The organism is Bacillus sp. XT-4, from assembly GCF_050864245.1.
GTDB lineage: Bacteria > Bacillota > Bacilli > Bacillales > Bacillaceae > Bacillus > Bacillus altitudinis.
In genome coordinates this window covers 146,917-162,219 of the sequence record NZ_JBPAFI010000005.1, presented here as the reverse complement: position 1 = coordinate 162,219, position 15,303 = coordinate 146,917, and the positions used below count along the sequence as shown (strand labels likewise).

Sequence of the window (15,303 nt, the reverse complement as noted above, 5' to 3'; positions counted from 1 at the left end):
AAGAGATGTTCAGCGATGAGCGATTTTCCGTTTTGCTAAGACGTGAGCAGTCCATTCAAAAAGTGCGTAGATGACAAAGAAGATTAGGATCCAGCTACTGACATCGACCCATACATTGGTGATTTGAATGATGTTCGCCTGATCAAGTCCAGTCTGTATCCACATCGTGATCAATGCGGTGAGGAACACCTGTAAAAACCATTTTTTCAATTGGCCACACCTCCATCTCTTTCTATCATATAAGAAATGACAGTTTATTTCCAATTGAATTTCCATTAGTTTCAACGGTAAAATAAGAAATAAAACCAATGGAAGGACATGAGATGAGCGATCAAACCAATCGTTTTTTAAAAAGTCATTTTCCTGAACTTGTCCTCACACCGCCTCTTTTTTATAAGTGGCCTTTTGGTCTTCGCTTTGAAGTGGCAGATTGGTCATTAGGAGAAGAATCGGTTGTATTAGAAAAAGCAGGCAATCGGGCTTTGAAAATCGTTAGATATGCTTTTGATCCAGAAGACGATATTCTACTTGTCACGGATGTCTATACGCAGCATGAACATGAATTAACGAGGCAAAAGCTCCTTGTTTATCAAAAATATGCCGACCGACAAGTGCGTCACCGATTGCGTCACGAGCGTTTGACCTATATACAACCAAAACAAGAAGAAACAATGAAAATAGAGAGATTTACACTCAAGTGTCAGCTGCAAGATATTCGATTGCGCCCGCTTCTACAAGCCATATGCGAAGAGGATTTCTACAAACCGAATCAAATCTTGAAAGGAAAGCTTGGTTATGACATTTATCTCATCAATCTCTCAAAACAGATGATTTTCCACTTATATGATGATCGAGGCTGTGATCTTATTGCGGCAGATCCAGAACATCTGCGTCCAGTTTATGAAGGTTTAAAGCACTGGCTATTAGACTATGACCGTGCTCAGATGGATCAGTTGTTTGCCGGGAAATAAGAAAAACCGCACTTTTGACAAGTGCGGCTTCTTTTTATGCTTCAACTTTATTGAAAAACTGTGGTAAGTAGTCTTTGTGTGCTTCTAGCATTTCATCTAGGATGCTTTTTGCAATGGCATCTGATGGGACGAGCGGATTGATGGTCATGGCAACAAGGGCTGTGTTGTAGTCACCTGTTACAGCTGCTTCAGCGGCTACACGTTCAAAGGATTTAATTTGAGAAATAAGTCCTTTGACAGCAACCGGCATTTCACCAACAGCGATTGGTTTTGGGCCGTCTTTTGTGATGACACAGTTCAGTTCAACGGCAGAATCATTTGGAATGTCACTGATGGCGCCATTGTTGATTGTGTTTACAGGCTGAATGTCGTGCTTGTCGTTATAAATGGATGCGATTAAGTTACATGCTGCATCACTGTAATAAGCACCGCCTCGTTTTTCAAGCTGTGGCGGCTTAATATCAAGATCAGGATCTTTGTAAAGTTCGAACAGGTCATTTTCTAGTGCACGGACGACTTCTGCACGAGTTCCTTCATTTTCTGCTGCTTTCTTCTCTTCAGCCAGCATATCACTTGTTTTGTAATAGTAGCGGTGGTATGGACAAGGAATCACACCAAGCCCTTTTAAGAAATCTGCATCCCACGGAATCGCTTGAATGTTGTTCATGGACATGGTGGAGTTTGGATCTGCCATGTCTTCGATCACTTGATCCATGATGCTTTTGCCATCTAAGAACACATTCAGTCCAAAGACCATATGGTTTAATCCAGCAAAGCTGACTTCGACTCTGCTTGCGTCGACATCAAGTCCTTTGGCGATGCCCATGCGAATGCCGATTGGTACGTTACATAAGCCGACGACTTTGCGGTGGTTTGAATAGCGAAGTACGGCTTCTGTGACCATACCAGCTGGATTTGTGAAATTCACAAGCCAAGCATCCGGGCATAATTCTTCAATATCTTTCACAATCTCAAGAATGACAGGGATGGTGCGCAGACCCTTGAATAGACCGCCTGGACCGTTTGTTTCTTGACCAATGACATCATATTTTAAAGGAATACGTTCATCCTTCATACGTGCTTCCAGTAATCCGACGCGGAATTGTGTTGTGACGAAATCAGCGTCTACCAGTGCTTTCCGGCGATCTAAAGTTAAATGAACCTCGATTGGAAGTCCCGCTTTTTTCACCATGCGTTTTGCAAGATTTCCGACGATCTCAAGCTTTTCTTTACCTGCTTCGATATCGACGAGCCAAAGTTCGCTAATTGGAAATTCCTCGTACCGTTTAATGAATCCTTCGACAAGTTCTGGTGTATAGCTTGATCCTCCGCCGATTGTGACAACCTTTAATCCTTTTGCCATGTTCTGCACCTCCGAATAATGTAACGCACAATGTTATAATAGAGTGAATCAATCTTTTATCATTTGTTTGTACATCTATAGCTTATCGTGAGAGTACCTTGTGCGTAAACGGTTTCAGCGTCTTTAGGCAAGGGTGCCCTATTTAGAGATTTGTTACATAAAAGAAACGTGTTGTGTCATGTTGTTGGAGAAAGGGGAAGTCAGATGTTTTCAAGTGAGGTCATTTCCAGCTTTAATGAACTAGAAAGCGCTTTATACCGATACATTATGGAAAACAGTGAAAAAGTCGTCTATATGAGAATTCGTGATTTGGCAGATGCCGCACATATATCGACCTCATCTGTCCTTCGCTTTTGTCGAAAAGTGAATTGTGAAGGCTTTTCAGAATTTAAGGTGAAGCTCAAAATGTATTTAGAAGCAGAACAAACACCTTCTTTGAAAAGCACGCAGCATTTCCTGTATGAATTTATCGAACGGACACTTAAAGGAGATTTTGAGGAAAAGATTAAAGAGGCAGCGAAGCTCATTGCGGATGCAAAGAATGTGCTGTTTATTGGGACGGGCAGTTCTGGTATTTTGGCGCAGTATGGGGCAAGGTACTTTTCAAGTCTGGAGAAATTTTCGTTTTACATCAACGATCCGTTTTTCCCGATGAATATGCAGTATTTAGACAATAGTGTCACCATTGTGCTGTCGGTATCAGGAGAGAACAGTATTACGATTGATCATATTTCGAAACTAAAAAGAGAAGGCAGCACGATCATTAGTATTACAAACAATCAGCACTGTACAATTTCTCGTATTTCTGACTTAAATATTGCTTATTACGTTACAGACGAACGAGTCCATAGAGCCAACATTACTACACAGACACCCGTTGTCTATATCCTAGAAGCAATGGCGCGTGACATGTTTGCGATGTTAAAAGAAAAGTAAAAGAGTCGCTGCCTTAAACAGCGGCTCTTTTTTTCTGCATCATGAAAGTGGTGATGGCAATGCTTGAGCAGATGAGTACAAACAGTCCGCCTAACAAATACACAAATCTCGCTCCGAATGTATCCGCAATTAATCCAACAAAGAAAATAGATAAACTGACAGACATAGAAGAGAGAACGTATTGAGCCGAATACACCTTTGATAACTCATGGACTGGCGTTTCCGTTTGGAGGATGGTTTGCTGCGAAACATCCCGAATTTGATAGGCAGGCCCCATTAAAATACAGAGCAGCAATGCAAGCCATGGCAGGCTGTTTAGCGAAAATAGGATCGTCAGCACTGCATAAATAAAAGAGCCCGCTGCCATAAAGAGGAGAAGTTGTTTTTGAATAAACTGACTTAGCCATGCGGCCATGAGTCCGCCTATAATGGCACCTATATAATATGCGGCATTGATATATCCCCACCATTCCGCACCTTCATTTAAAACAAGTGTGACAAAGGCAAGCGTAACCGGTCCGACCCACAAAGCACCTGCAATATTTTCACTAACATCCATGAAAGTCAGGATGCGAACCGTTTTGTTTGTCCAAATGATCTTCCAGCCATCCTTGAACCCGTTCATCTTATTTTCTTTTTGAACCGTGTCTTCTTGCTTGAGTAGAGGAAAAACAGGGATGATCAATAGATAGGACAACACAATCATGAAACAAGAGGCCCACATTAAATAAAATGGACCAATCAACAGGACGAGCATTCCAGTAAACGAATAGCCGGCGATTTGAACAGATTGATAAAAAACGGAGGCTGTACTGTTCGCTTTCACAAGCTGATTTGCTGATACAAGCATCGGCATGATGGCCTGTAATAAAGGGCTGATGAACCCGCCTGTGATGGAAATCAATACGAACGCACTAAACAGCCAGATCAGGTGCTGCTGAAAGAAATCAAATTGGGTCGTGAATACGACGAGCATTCCAATACGTAAAAGAGGGACCCATTTCAATAGACGCTTGGCTTGAAAGAGTTCTGTCAAAACAGGAGAGAGGAGCCCAGCCAATAGCTGACATAGTGTTCTTATGAGCGGAAATACAGCCGCATAGGCGACAGATTGTGTATCTTGATAAATAACCAATGTGACTGTCATCAAAAATAGAATATCACTTAGCATGAGAAGGCTTTTACTGCCTGTATAAAACCAAAACTTATTTCCCATATCCAACCGACTCCTTTTCAAAAACAAGTTCAGTATAGCATGTTGGCGAAGTGTGCAGAGGTTTTCCATTGAAAAATACATCTTAAGGATGAGAGGATTGTGATAAGCTAAATGAAAGAACATCGTAAGGAAAGGGGTTCAATCCATTGAAAAAATTACCAGCACATGACTTTTTGGACAAGTATGGCATCCCGTATGACATCAAAACATTTTCTGCCGACACAGAGAAGGGCGCAGCGAATGTAGCGGCTGCTCTTGGTTTTAGAGAAAGACAAATGATCAAGACATTGATCTTTGAAACAGGGGAAGGGGAGCAGCTGCTTGTAATGGTGGGTGCTGACCAGCACATCAAATCAGGGAAACTAAAGAAAGCCGCAGGCTCTCGCAATATCAAAATGGCTTCACCAGACACAGTGCTTGAAGTGACGGGCTATCGGATTGGCTCGATTCCGCCATTTTGTTGGCAGCCTGAAGGGTTCCGCACGATTATCGAAGCATCGCTATTAGAAGAAGAGATATTAGGCGTTGGAGCGGGAGAATGGGGAAATGAAATCCTCATGACCCCAGAACAACTAGTAAAAGCCTCAAAAGCGGTCCCATTTGATCTTGTTCAGCCATCCGAATAGAAAAAGTGCCTGTTGCTGTAGCAGGCACTTTTTTAATTGGAGTCAGGTGCTATAAAGGGTCCGATGTCTTTCATTTGCAGAAAAGCATTCACCGTCCTATTTTCCTCAAGGTCATTCGCCCGTTTGCAGACCACAACAGGTCTGATAATGTCTATTCCTTCGATATACACGCGCCCAATTTCTCCGCGTTCTAAGCTTCGCTGAACGGCGTCACGAGGAACAAGGGTAATGCCATAGCCAGCTTTGATCATTTGAATGGCTTCGTGGACACCACTGAATTGTAAATCAACGGTCGGTTTTTTAATTCCTTTAGCGGTAAAAAGGGAAAAAAGTTTGTCTCTCGTCGAACTGCCTTCTTCTCGCATTAAAAAAGGTTCATGGCTTAGGCGTTCTAGGGGGACGGTTTGTCCATTTAACGGGTGATCCACAGGCACGATAAAGTCATAACTTAAATCAGTTAAGTGAGAGGTGTGAAGATCTTCGTGGTGCAGGTCCTCTATTACGGCGATTGTCACATCTGATTGATATTGAAGCAGGCTTTCGATCACTTGAGCGGAGTTTCCGCTTTTTAATTCAATGTCTGTCTGTGGCGATGCCGTTTTAAAAGAGGCAAGCCAATCAGGCAGTAAAAAGTTAAGTGGTACGTAGGTAGAAGCAATTCTAAGTCTTCCTTTTTTTCCGTTTTGCAGAAGGGTGATCTGATATTCTACTTCTTTTTCCGCCTCGAATACTTGCCGGGCATATGGATACAGGATTTTTCCCATCTCTGTCAGTGTAATCCCCCGGCCGTTTCGTTTGAAAAGACGAAAGCCGATCTCTCGTTCAATGCTTCGTAATTGTGCCGTCACAGCCGGCTGCGTCAAAGACAGCACGTCTGCCGTTTGTGTGACACTTTTTGTTTCGGCTACCTTTGCAAAAATACGGAGGGCATGTAAATTCATCTTTGCACCGCCTATCAATTATTTTGATGATTCAATCAAAAACATTCATTAGATTTATTATAAGGTATCCCTTATCGTAAAGGTAGCGAAGGGGGAAGAAAAAAATGGATCGTCGTCAAAAGCAAGTGGTGTCAATTGCGCTCATCACAGCATTTGCCCTTATTGGGGATTCAATGCTCTATATTGTTCTCCCGGTCTATTGGAAAGAGATTGGTTTATCATCCATTTGGGAGGTGGGGTTACTGCTGTCTATCAACCGATTCATTCGTATCCCGCTAGCACCTGTCGTATGGTGGCTTTATCGATATATTCCAATGAAGACCGGTGTACTGATCGCAATTATGATCGCGTCAGTGACCACAATATTATATGGTATGAGTGGATTTTGGCTGCTATTGATTTGCCGCTGTGCATGGGGTCTCGCTTGGACGTTACTCCGTATGAGTGGGATGAGGGTCTTGGCTGAAATGGACGAAGGCTCACAAGGACATTTGACGGGTCTTTATAATGGGCTTTACCGGCTTGGCAGTTTATTTGGCATGTTATTTGGTGGAATCCTTGCCAGCTTGATCGGTTTTCAGTCCATGACGCTTGTCTTTGGCTTACTCACATTAATGGGCTGCATTTTTTATGTATCGTTGGATGAAATTGAAAAGAGAGAAGGCACGCAGGTGTATCACGGCATCAAACAGAAGTGGTTGACACGAGATGTGGTAAAAGTACTGATAACAGGCATGCTGATCGCACTGATCATCCAAGGTTTATTCGCATCCACGCTGAGTCATGTCATTGAAGCAAAGATTGCCCAAGATGAATTGACTCTGTTTGGCTTTGTCATCGGAGCTTCGGCTTTAAGCGGTGTTATTCAAGCACTCAGGTGGGGATGGGAACCATTTCTCGCACCGAGAACGGGCAAATGGTTTGATCGTCTTGTGATGAAGGAACGAATGTTATGCTGGATGCTTCTTTCATTTGGAGGGCTCAGTTTTCTTGTGATCATGCTGAAGGTAAGCGGCTGGTTCCTATTGATGCTGCTTTTGATTCAACTAATGGCAACAATTGTCACAACGTTCACCGATACACTTGCCTTTCAAAAAGCTTCTGCTCAAACAGATAAGAACCGCTTTCTCGCCAGCTATTCTTTTGTTCAAGATATGGGGGCTGCTTTAGGACCTTTGTGTGGGTATACGTTGATCCAGTTTTTCGGAACAAACAGCGTCTTTTGGCTGATGCTTATCATAAGCTTAATGCTCGTCAGCATGTGGATAAGAAGCGGGCAGCATGTTTCTTCTAGTGCAGTGTAAAAAATAAAGCGTTATATAAAAAACTGCCTCATGCAGCTAATCGCAGGAGGCAGTCATATTCTCTTATTCTAAGTCTGAATCATAGGCTTTTTGCGTGAGTTGGCTGACGACCTCTTTCAATCCATTGGGTTTATGGAATTCAACAGGTGTGCTTCCTTTTTCAAATACAATTTGATCTGCTTCAACGAGCACGACATATCGATTGTTGACCTTTGCAATATGAATCGAGTGGCCGAAGTCGGCTAAAAGCCCTTTGATTTCTGTTTCGCCTAGACGCATCTTCATTGTGATATCAGGGGTTTGTTCCACAATATGTGAAGCCGCTAGTGTGACCTGTTCTGTATCTAGTGTTTCCCGAATCTCCCGCTTTTCACTTGCTTCCCATATTTCAAGGTCCTCTTCAAATTGTTTTAATTCTTCACTTTCATCCTGTAATGTTTCAAATACGTGTTCCTGCACCATATTCATGACCTGTGATTTCATGATTTCAGGCATTGATTCTCCGTATTCGACGAATTTTAGAAAGTCTTCAAAATAACGAGCGTGGGAGGATTGGTGAATTTTCACTTCAGCTTCCTCTGTCATACCTTCTTCTGGCATAAACGGGTATTGAATCGATTTCATGTTTTTTGTTGTAATCGCCATTTCTACTTTTTTGATCAAGGTAGATGTATCAGCAATAGAAGCGACTTTCTGTTCAAAATCGCATTTCATGATAAAGACAAAAGAGTCATCGAAATACTTTTTAGGAACCGCAGATGCAACCAAAAACACGCCGCCTCTGACAGCACTTGTATCTAAATAGGTACGAACAAATTGTTCACTGCATTCGTTAAATATTTCTTTTGTATCTGCAAATCTCGTCTGATGAAATAAATTGTAGTTTGGATTTGAATCGAGTTCATGGCCGGGTTCGACAATGAAACGTCCGATTTTAGTCGGTACTTGCTCAGACTTAGGGTGTCTGTCCACTTTTCGTTTGACGATTTTTTTTAGCTCACCGTCTAGAAAGTCCTTCAGCTCACTATGTTCAAATTCTTCTTGGTTTAATGTTTGGTAATGTTTAAACCGTTTATTTGCTTGTTCCTCTTTGCCTTCTACTTCAACCACATAGAATGATAGGAAACGTATCGTAAAATCCACTGATTGGTCACCACTTTTTCTTCTTTGGATATGTTGAGTATAGAAAAAGGAGTGAAAATCGTCAACGAATGGAGAAATATCGTGTCATTATTTCCCGAGAAATGTTTCGTGAAAAACGCTTGATAATAATTATCATTCTTGATAGAATGATAAAAGAAAAGAAGGAACCTGCCAGTTCCTTCATCTCAGAAAATCATGTATTATTTTGTTTCAAATGTTTCGCAATCTGTTTCAGCATTGCGAGTCACGTCAGTCATTGTGCTTTTACCAATTTTAATTGTAGAGGCTGTACAGCTGTTGTCAGCCCAAAAACGGCAAGAGTTCACTTCACAAAGTACATTTTGTGCCATGGGAATTCACCTCCGTGATTCATATTAAGAATGAAGCAAGCTGCCACTTGAGTTCATTCAATCTAGTAGTCTCTTTATTGAAAGAGGCTGTTTGTGCTGTATATGCACATGTTTATCATACCATCTACCCTGAAAATATACAATTTAAACTTTGAAAGAGCGAGAATGCAAATCTCGCTCTTTTTTGTTTGTAAAAATAGTTAAATGCTAGGTGGCACCCTCTCTTATTCCAACATATGAATAGAGTAGATTCAAAACCTGATGTCGGACAAAGTATAAGGGTACATGTACTGATTTTCCGCATGAAGATAGGGTTTTCAATCAAAAATTTTCATAGAGAGATGAGGGGAGAAGATGAAAGCAGTCATTCTCTGCGGAGGAAAGGGAACGAGAATGAGTGAGGTCACACAAGCGCTTCCTAAACCACTTGCTATGATCGGAGATCGGCCTATTCTATGGCATATTATGAAAATCTATCAGTATTACGGTGTAGACGAGTTTATCTTATTGCTTGGATATAAAGGAGAGAAAATCAAAGAGTATTTTCTCAACTACGACTGGCGGCATCACAGCATGCAGCTGGATATGTCGACAGGGGAAATGAAGCTTTTAGGGAATTCGGAGAATTGGAAAATCACCTTTTTAGATACGGGTGAGAATACGATGACAGGCGGGCGGTTAAAGCAGGTACAGGATTATATTGGTGATGAGACATTTATGATGACGTACGGTGACGGACTTGCCAATATCAATATGTTTCATTTGCTCAAGCGCCATCAAGAGCTTGGAGCAGCTGCCACTGTCACAGGAATTGAAAAGAAATCACAGTACGGCACGCTGAAGGTGTATAACGGGATGGCACAATCCTTCTCTGAGAAGACAGACAGTATCGGGATGATCAATGGAGGATTTTTTGTGTTGTCTCCAAAGGTTTTTGATTATTTAACAGATGATGATCAGTGCGTCTTTGAAGCAGAGCCTCTTCAGAACTTGGCGAATGATGGCGAGCTTGCAGTCTATGAGCACCACGGATTTTGGACAGCAATTGATACGTATAAAAACTTGAAAGAAATCAACGGCATGTGGACTGAAGGAAAACAACCATGGAAGGTTTGGTGACAGCATGAGCGGATTTTGGAATGGGAAAAACGTATTTGTGACCGGGTGTACGGGATTGTTAGGGAGTTACCTCGTCAAGGAATTGATAGATCAAGGAGCAAACGTAACAGGGCTTGTACGTGATCAGGTGCCAAGATCGAACTTATATCAAGGCAGTCAATTTGAAAAGATGAATGTCGTCCAAGGCGCACTTGAGGACATGCAAACGATAGAACGTGCGTTAGGAGAATATGAGATTGATACGGTCTTTCATTTGGCCGCCCAAGCGATTGTTGGGGTCGCAAATCGTCACCCGGTCTCTACATTTGAAGCCAATATTTTAGGAACATGGAATGTGCTGGAGGCATGCAGAAGGCAGCCGCTTATCAAACGAGTGATTGTGGCATCGAGTGATAAAGCATACGGGGATCAAGAGCAGCTTCCTTATGATGAAGACATGCCGCTTAACGGCAAGCATCCATATGATGTGTCAAAAAGCTGTGCAGATTTAATTTCTCACACGTACTACAACACATATGGTCTTCCGGTTTGTATTACGCGCTGCGGTAATTTATATGGAGGCGGGGATTTGAATTTTAACCGAATCATTCCGCAAACCATCCAGCTTGTGTTAGAGGGAAAGGCGCCAGAAATTAGAAGTGACGGAACCTTTATCCGTGATTATTTCTATATTGAAGATGCGGTCAAGGCTTATTTACTGCTAGCTGAAAAAATGGAGGAAAAAGGGCTTGCAGGAGAAGCATTTAACTTTAGTAATGAAATTCAGCTGACCGTGCTTGAGCTCGTTGATAAAATCTTAAAGGCGATGGGCAGTGAACTGAAGCCGTGTATTTTGAATCAAGGAACGCATGAGATTAAGCATCAATATTTATCAGCAGAAAAGGCGAGAAAGCTGCTTGATTGGAAGCCTGATTACTCCATTGATGAAGGGTTAGAAAAGACAATTGAATGGTATCGCGAATTCTTTCAAAAATAGAGGTGTATACAGATGAACAGCATATATTGTACGGTTCTATCAAGTGGAAGACTTTATCAAGCCATTGCGTTTTTCTTATCGTTGAAGCAAGTAGAAGATGATGCTGTCATCAAGACGTTATGTATGGATGATGCTGCATTTGATTTGCTTCATCAAATGAATTTCAAGCATGTCGATCTTGTTCATGTGCGTGAGCTTGAAACGCCGGAGCTTCTAGAGATCAAAAAGGAACGAAATGATTCGGAATATTGCTGGACATTAAAACCGATTTGGATTGAGTGGCTATTTAAGCAGGGCCAGGCGGAGGAAGTGACGTATCTTGATGCGGATTTGTTCTTTTATGAGCGTCCACAAGTGATTTTTCAAAATCAGCCTGATGCGTCTGTGCTGCTATCAAGAGGGGATATTGTCATTCCAAGCTTTGATCCAGAGGAAGTGAAGATGCTTCAGAAGCTTTTAGGGCGTTATAACTCAGGCTTCCTGCATTTTAAAGGAGATGAAGCCGGCCGAAAGTGCCTTAGCTGGTGGAAAGAAGAATGTCTAAAGGAATGCAAAAATGCGCCTGGAGAAGGAAAATTTGGCGATCAAGGGTATTTGGATCATATGCCGATGCTGTTTGAAAAAGTAGAAGATATTCAAACAAAGGGTGTGAATATTGGTCACTGGAATTATGGCCAGCATTCTTATCAGGAAGAGAATGGACGTATTTTGCTTGAGGATGGAAGCCCACTCATTTGCTATCATTTCAGTGGTTTTCGGATCTTAAGCAAAGATGATATGCAGCAAATCCATGAAAAAGGAAGAGATGATTTGCCATTTTTCCAAGAAGCCTATCGAGAAGTGCTGCGTCATGTGATTGAATCGGTAGAACAAGTCAATCCGATGTTTAACGGCTATGCCAAACTGGAGGAGGATGGCGCATGAATGAAAAGCCGAAGGTCAGCGTCATTATTCCGAGTTATAATGCGAAAGAGCGTTTAGAAGGGAGCCTCTTTTCCTTAACGCTTCAGGAAACCGATATTCCATTTGAGGTCATTGTTGCTGATAATGGGTCAACGGACGGCACGATGGAAATGCTCGAAAACATTGAGGTGAACTTTCCATTCAAAAAGGTGCGTATTCCTGTCAATCAAGGAATTGCCAAGGGGCGCAATCATGCCATTCGTGAGGCAGAGGGAGACCTCTTAATATTCCATGACAGCGATATGTTGGCAGAGCCCCAATTTATTCAAAAGCACGCAGAGGCACATGCTGATCATGAGGACCGTGTCATTTGCGGTGTATGCTGGAAGCGAATCTACCGTTATTTTTACACCGGTTTTGATAAAGATCATGTGAAACGATTAAAAAAACAAGGGCTGTATCAGCGGAAAATGAAAGACAAAACGTCTCTTGTGTCGATGGAGGAAATAAAAAACGGAGCATTTCTAGAGAGAAGCTTCGACTTGCAGTCCGAATTTATTGATATTCTGAAAGACATTTTAAACACGTACGACTATGATTTAAGTTCTTATCAATTGCCGTGGCGATTTTTTATCACAAATAACTCTTCCGTCAAGCGAAAGCATGTCATGGAACTAGGGATGTTTGATGAAAAAATCGTTCGATACGGGTTTGAGGATTATGATTTAGGCATTCGTCTGCATCAGCTTGGCCTCTCATTTGAGTTGCGTGAGGATATTTTAAGTGTGCATCAGGAACATCCAAGTAATTTAACGTCATTCGATGACATCAAATATAACATTTTGTATATGTGCGAGAAGTACAACAATATTGATTCGATTGATGTTCATTTGGCTTTCTCTGGTCCGTTTTCTCATACCGTGACAAATGATATCGTGAAAGACATTCGCCAGCTGCGTAAGAATGCAGCATATGATGATCTGCTTGCTTATTTTTTGGAGCTGCTTCATATGATCACAGAGCGGAATGTGGGCATTAAACGTGATCAAAAGGACGTGCTGACGGCAAAGCATTTCCCTTTGAAAAAGCTGTCAGAGGCGGCCCAGCTTGCCAAGCAGGAACATGGATGCACGGTGCTGGTAGAAGCCATTCAAGGGCTCACAAAAGAGCTGCTGCATGTTGACTTGTTCCAAGTGGATGTGTTGTAGATGGCATCCTATCATTTCACAACCATTGTGTCGAATACCCATGTATTTAAGCTGCTGGCGCTGATTCATTCACTTGAGCAGACGGCTCAATCATACAAACTTTCTGTCTTATGTGCTGATCCTTTGGCTTACAAGGTGTTAAGTCAGTTTCCTCATCCACATGTCCAATATGAACAGCTTGAAGATGTGGAAGATGATTCGCTGCGAAAAGCAAAGGCGGATCGTACGTTCCATGAGTATTGCTGGACGCTTAAGCCTGCGTTTCTACTCAAAATTCTTGAGTCCTCTGATGCAGATTATCTCGCTCATTTGGATACGGATTTGTATTTTTATCATGATCCAGAGGCGATATTTGCAGAAAATCCACTCGCTCATGTATTTTTGACAGATCATATGAATTCCAAGCGATTCTATCGTTATTACGAGTTGTCTGGCCGCTTTAATACTGGGTTTGTAGGCTGTCGTAACACAGATATTGCCAAACAGGCAGTCACGCAGTGGAAAGAGAACTGCATTGCGCACTGTACAGTAGAAATGGATACGGAAAAAAAGACATATGGTGATCAGCGGTATGTTGAAAGATGGGTCGATGATTTTGAGGGTGTCCATGTGGTGGCATCTAAAGGTGCCAATGCAGCAATTTGGAATATTGAAAACTATAAGCTTTCCGTTGTGAAAGGAGATATGTATCTCGACGAATGTCCACTGCTGTTCTATCATTTTTCTGCCTTTACGATCATTGATGAAAAGAACTTTAATCTGAATTGGTATTACTATATGACAGAACACACTCTTGTGGATCATTTGTATATTCCGTATGCGGATTTGATTCATCTGAAAATTAAACAGGTGCAAAAGGTCTTTCCAGACTTTCAACAGGGGTTTATAGCAAAGAAACATGTTCCCGACACACATTTTTATGAGATATGAAAAAAACCGCTCAGTAAATGAGCGGTTCTTCATTTTACGATTCATTCCATTTCGCTATGGTCTGATCGCTTGGCAGTAAGAAGGCTAGGATGCCTAATATCGGTAAAAAGGCGACACCGATCATGGTAGGCGTTAAACCGACTGCATCAATTAATGAGCCGAGGGCAACGGATCCAATCGCTCCCATACCAAACGCAAGTCCAACAGTTAAACCAGACATTGTGCCAATTTTCCCGGGAAATAGTTCTTGGGCATAGACCACGGTGACAGAGAAGCTTGAAGTCAGAATGACCCCAATAAGTCCAAGTAAAACATAAGCAACAACTGGTCCGGCAAATGGGAGAAGCAGGGCAAGCGGAAAGGATGCTAATAAAGAAATTAAAATGACGGTTTTCTTGCCGAAGCGGTCTGCAAGCGGCCCGCCTAAAAATGTCCCAATCGCACCTAATATAAGAAATAAGAAAATATAAGTTTGTGATTCTTTAATCGTCAAACCATATTGCTCAATCGCATAAAACGCATAGAAATTCGAGATCGCATTTCCATACCAAGAACGTGCGAAAATAAGAAAGACGATAATGCCAAGTGCTGTGAGCGCTGATTTGCGGTGAAGTTCAGATCTTGCTGCTTTTGCAGGCGCTTTTTTCGCTTGTGCTCGAATGGTTTGAAGTCTTCCTGCGTACCATCTCGAAATATAAAGAAGGAAACCGACAGCAATCATTCCAACAATCGTAAACCAAGCCACACCTGGCTGACCGAGAGGGACGAGCATGAATGCAGCGATTAGCGGAGCAAAGGCTTGACCTGTATTTCCACCGACTTGATAGATGGATTGAGCAAGACCGCGTCTAGGACCAGCTGCCATGTTGGCAACCCGTGAGCCTTCTGGATGGAAAATCGCAGAGCCGAGTCCAATAAAGACGACGCACAGCAGGATGGTCGCAAATGATGGCGCAAACGCAAGGCCGAAAATGCCGACAGCACTTGAAAATAATGCGATAGGCAGTGCATAGGGCATCGGCCGTTTATCTGTGTACCACCCGATCGCAGGCTGCATGACAGAGGAGACCATATTTAATGTAAAGGCGATTAGCCCTAATTGAGTAAAGGTCAGCCCCATTGAGCGTTCTAAAATAGGGAACATGGCAGGAATCACGGCTTGCAATGTGTCGTTGAGCATATGGCAAATACCAATAATCAATAAAATAGGATAAACCGTTGAACCGGTGACCGCTTTTTGAGGTTTATCCTTTGTTTGAGCAGCAATAGCCAATGAGACTTCCTCCTTTCATTCAACTTGTTTCTTTTTTCATTCTC

At 42.2% G+C, this 15,303-nt stretch carries 16 protein-coding genes; 9 read left to right on the top strand and 7 right to left on the bottom strand.

The features are described from left to right. Nucleotides 1–9: 9 nt before the first annotated feature. On the bottom strand, nucleotides 10–210 hold the full coding sequence (locus ACRRMM_RS14795; protein ID WP_017360433.1) for a hypothetical protein: 201 nt from the start codon (nucleotides 208–210) through the stop codon (nucleotides 10–12). Nucleotides 211–323: 113 nt separating this feature from the next. Between ACRRMM_RS14795 and ACRRMM_RS14790 the strand changes: the two genes are divergently transcribed. Then, complete coding sequence (locus ACRRMM_RS14790; protein WP_025206888.1) at nucleotides 324–971, top strand: DUF3885 domain-containing protein; 648 nt, start codon at nucleotides 324–326, stop codon at nucleotides 969–971. 34 nt (nucleotides 972–1,005) lie between these two features. Here ACRRMM_RS14790 and ACRRMM_RS14785 read toward each other — a convergent pair whose 3' ends face one another. Continuing rightward, the gene (locus ACRRMM_RS14785; protein ID WP_017366779.1) at nucleotides 1,006–2,334 is read right to left on the bottom strand and encodes a 6-phospho-beta-glucosidase; all 1,329 of its coding nucleotides are present in this window, start codon (nucleotides 2,332–2,334) and stop codon (nucleotides 1,006–1,008) included. Between the two features lie 204 nt (nucleotides 2,335–2,538). Between ACRRMM_RS14785 and ACRRMM_RS14780 the strand changes: the two genes are divergently transcribed. Then, complete coding sequence (locus ACRRMM_RS14780) at nucleotides 2,539–3,270, top strand: MurR/RpiR family transcriptional regulator (protein WP_017366780.1); 732 nt, start codon at nucleotides 2,539–2,541, stop codon at nucleotides 3,268–3,270. Between the two features lie 13 nt (nucleotides 3,271–3,283). Here ACRRMM_RS14780 and ACRRMM_RS14775 read toward each other — a convergent pair whose 3' ends face one another. Beyond that, on the bottom strand, nucleotides 3,284–4,486 hold the full coding sequence (locus ACRRMM_RS14775; RefSeq protein ID WP_025206889.1) for an MFS transporter: 1,203 nt from the start codon (nucleotides 4,484–4,486) through the stop codon (nucleotides 3,284–3,286). 146 nt (nucleotides 4,487–4,632) lie between these two features. On the opposite strand from ACRRMM_RS14775, the gene ACRRMM_RS14770 reads away from it, so the two are divergent. Continuing rightward, a complete protein-coding gene (locus ACRRMM_RS14770; RefSeq protein WP_048002033.1) occupies nucleotides 4,633–5,112 on the top strand; it encodes an aminoacyl-tRNA deacylase in 480 nt (159 codons plus the stop codon). A 32-nt stretch (nucleotides 5,113–5,144) separates the two neighbouring features. Here the strand turns inward: ACRRMM_RS14770 and ACRRMM_RS14765 are convergent, their stop codons facing one another. Further along, on the bottom strand, nucleotides 5,145–6,053 hold the full coding sequence (locus ACRRMM_RS14765; RefSeq protein ID WP_048002034.1) for a LysR family transcriptional regulator: 909 nt from the start codon (nucleotides 6,051–6,053) through the stop codon (nucleotides 5,145–5,147). 104 nt (nucleotides 6,054–6,157) lie between these two features. Between ACRRMM_RS14765 and ACRRMM_RS14760 the strand changes: the two genes are divergently transcribed. Further along, nucleotides 6,158–7,357, top strand: coding sequence for an MFS transporter (locus tag ACRRMM_RS14760; RefSeq protein ID WP_065459965.1), 1,200 nt, complete (start codon nucleotides 6,158–6,160; stop codon nucleotides 7,355–7,357). A 63-nt stretch (nucleotides 7,358–7,420) separates the two neighbouring features. Here the strand turns inward: ACRRMM_RS14760 and ACRRMM_RS14755 are convergent, their stop codons facing one another. Together ACRRMM_RS14755 and ACRRMM_RS14750 are read right to left on the bottom strand one after the other, a co-directional pair. Further along, nucleotides 7,421–8,500: a DUF3900 domain-containing protein gene (locus ACRRMM_RS14755; protein ID WP_046527045.1), complete on the bottom strand. Its 1,080-nt coding sequence runs from the start codon at nucleotides 8,498–8,500 to the stop codon at nucleotides 7,421–7,423. Nucleotides 8,501–8,700: 200 nt separating this feature from the next. Next, nucleotides 8,701–8,850, bottom strand: a complete 150-nt coding sequence (locus ACRRMM_RS14750) for a DUF1540 domain-containing protein (RefSeq protein WP_008344201.1) — start codon at nucleotides 8,848–8,850, stop codon at nucleotides 8,701–8,703. 354 nt (nucleotides 8,851–9,204) lie between these two features. On the opposite strand from ACRRMM_RS14750, the gene rfbF reads away from it, so the two are divergent. From rfbF to ACRRMM_RS14725, 5 genes are read left to right on the top strand one after another with little or no spacing between them, the layout of a single operon-like run. Beyond that, nucleotides 9,205–9,969 carry a glucose-1-phosphate cytidylyltransferase gene (rfbF, locus tag ACRRMM_RS14745; RefSeq protein ID WP_019743935.1) on the top strand — a complete coding sequence of 255 codons (765 nt, stop codon included), beginning with the start codon at nucleotides 9,205–9,207 and terminating at the stop codon, nucleotides 9,967–9,969. A 4-nt stretch (nucleotides 9,970–9,973) separates the two neighbouring features. Continuing rightward, the gene (locus tag ACRRMM_RS14740; RefSeq protein ID WP_017360423.1) at nucleotides 9,974–10,945 is read left to right on the top strand and encodes a GDP-mannose 4,6-dehydratase; all 972 of its coding nucleotides are present in this window, start codon (nucleotides 9,974–9,976) and stop codon (nucleotides 10,943–10,945) included. Nucleotides 10,946–10,957: 12 nt separating this feature from the next. Beyond that, the gene (locus ACRRMM_RS14735; RefSeq protein WP_035391402.1) at nucleotides 10,958–11,869 is read left to right on the top strand and encodes a putative nucleotide-diphospho-sugar transferase; all 912 of its coding nucleotides are present in this window, start codon (nucleotides 10,958–10,960) and stop codon (nucleotides 11,867–11,869) included. Next, complete coding sequence (locus tag ACRRMM_RS14730) at nucleotides 11,866–13,056, top strand: glycosyltransferase family 2 protein (RefSeq protein ID WP_017360421.1); 1,191 nt, start codon at nucleotides 11,866–11,868, stop codon at nucleotides 13,054–13,056. Before ACRRMM_RS14735 ends, ACRRMM_RS14730 begins: the two co-directional genes overlap by 4 nt. After that, nucleotides 13,057–13,986, top strand: coding sequence for a putative nucleotide-diphospho-sugar transferase (locus tag ACRRMM_RS14725; RefSeq protein ID WP_268359139.1), 930 nt, complete (start codon nucleotides 13,057–13,059; stop codon nucleotides 13,984–13,986). 34 nt (nucleotides 13,987–14,020) lie between these two features. Here the strand turns inward: ACRRMM_RS14725 and ACRRMM_RS14720 are convergent, their stop codons facing one another. After that, nucleotides 14,021–15,259, bottom strand: coding sequence for an MFS transporter (locus ACRRMM_RS14720; RefSeq protein ID WP_224559730.1), 1,239 nt, complete (start codon nucleotides 15,257–15,259; stop codon nucleotides 14,021–14,023). Between the last annotated feature and the right edge of the window lie 44 nt (nucleotides 15,260–15,303).

What these genes read in the sequence shown, in the direction of transcription:
- ACRRMM_RS14790 (WP_025206888.1), top strand. Translation starts at nt 324, where the DNA reads ATGAGCGATCAAACCAATCGTTTTTTAAAAAGTCATTTTCCTGAACTT.
- ACRRMM_RS14785 (WP_017366779.1), bottom strand. Translation starts at nt 2,334, where the DNA reads ATGGCAAAAGGATTAAAGGTTGTCACAATCGGCGGAGGATCAAGCTAT.
- ACRRMM_RS14780 (WP_017366780.1), top strand. Translation starts at nt 2,539, where the DNA reads ATGTTTTCAAGTGAGGTCATTTCCAGCTTTAATGAACTAGAAAGCGCT.
- ACRRMM_RS14775 (WP_025206889.1), bottom strand. Translation starts at nt 4,486, where the DNA reads ATGGGAAATAAGTTTTGGTTTTATACAGGCAGTAAAAGCCTTCTCATG.
- ACRRMM_RS14765 (WP_048002034.1), bottom strand. Translation starts at nt 6,053, where the DNA reads ATGAATTTACATGCCCTCCGTATTTTTGCAAAGGTAGCCGAAACAAAA.
- ACRRMM_RS14760 (WP_065459965.1), top strand. Translation starts at nt 6,158, where the DNA reads ATGGATCGTCGTCAAAAGCAAGTGGTGTCAATTGCGCTCATCACAGCA.
- ACRRMM_RS14750 (WP_008344201.1), bottom strand. Translation starts at nt 8,850, where the DNA reads ATGGCACAAAATGTACTTTGTGAAGTGAACTCTTGCCGTTTTTGGGCT.
- rfbF (WP_019743935.1), top strand. Translation starts at nt 9,205, where the DNA reads ATGAAAGCAGTCATTCTCTGCGGAGGAAAGGGAACGAGAATGAGTGAG.
- ACRRMM_RS14740 (WP_017360423.1), top strand. Translation starts at nt 9,974, where the DNA reads ATGAGCGGATTTTGGAATGGGAAAAACGTATTTGTGACCGGGTGTACG.
- ACRRMM_RS14735 (WP_035391402.1), top strand. Translation starts at nt 10,958, where the DNA reads ATGAACAGCATATATTGTACGGTTCTATCAAGTGGAAGACTTTATCAA.
- ACRRMM_RS14730 (WP_017360421.1), top strand. Translation starts at nt 11,866, where the DNA reads ATGAATGAAAAGCCGAAGGTCAGCGTCATTATTCCGAGTTATAATGCG.
- ACRRMM_RS14725 (WP_268359139.1), top strand. Translation starts at nt 13,057, where the DNA reads ATGGCATCCTATCATTTCACAACCATTGTGTCGAATACCCATGTATTT.